The sequence below is a fragment of the Caballeronia sp. LZ028 genome, assembly GCF_031451415.1.
GTDB lineage: Bacteria > Pseudomonadota > Gammaproteobacteria > Burkholderiales > Burkholderiaceae > Caballeronia > Caballeronia zhejiangensis.
The window spans coordinates 1-647 of record NZ_JARUXN010000047.1 but is presented as its reverse complement, the minus strand read 5'-3'; the positions used below and the strand labels follow the sequence as shown (position 1 = coordinate 647).

Sequence of the window (647 nt, the reverse complement as noted above, 5' to 3'; positions counted from 1 at the left end):
AACCACGGGCGCGTCATCGAACGACCACGCGTGCGGGCAGGCGTTGGATAAACCTCGAGGAAGGAAACCGCGGAGTAGTCCGATGCAGCCAGCGTTTTCGCTATGGCGATTGATCAATGTGGCTGATCTGGGTTGCGGGCCGGCGGCGGGCGATGCAAGCGTCCGGAGCGGCGTGGAGGCGGCAATGAGGACGATCTCGCATGTGACCGTCAGCTCGGGTCAGGGCTGTAGGACCGTCTATGACGCTCAAGGCACAACCGTCCGCTCGTCGGCGGCATTGACGCAAAGCCGACGGTTGAGATGGAGATCGAAGCAAAGCGCTCATCGCTGGGCCGCCTATGGTGGGGCACGAATCGGTACGGTACGCGGGAGAATGTCAATGACAAGCATGGGCGCGCCGCAGTGCTGACAGATGAAGGTTGGTCGATCGACGATGACCGTGTCGTGCAGTGTTGGGCGGAGTTCTGGGGTCACGCCGAGCAGCGTACGTATCTTTCTTAGATTTGCGCGGCGCACCGGGTTAGAGAGCAACCCATAATGCCGGATTCGATGGAACCCGACTGGCAGCACGTGGAGCAGGAAGCGGCGCATAAACTCCCCAGTGTCGAGCGTCATGGCCTTGTAGCGGGTGCGGCCCTTCTCGCGGT

1 protein-coding gene is annotated in these 647 nt (G+C 61.7%); it reads right to left on the bottom strand.

Going from position 1 to position 647, the window contains the following annotated elements; all coding sequences use genetic code 11:
- Positions 1–336: 336 nt before the first annotated feature.
- On the bottom strand, positions 337–647 hold a 311-nt coding region (locus QCE58_RS34005), incomplete at its 5' end, for a transposase (RefSeq protein ID WP_309781265.1).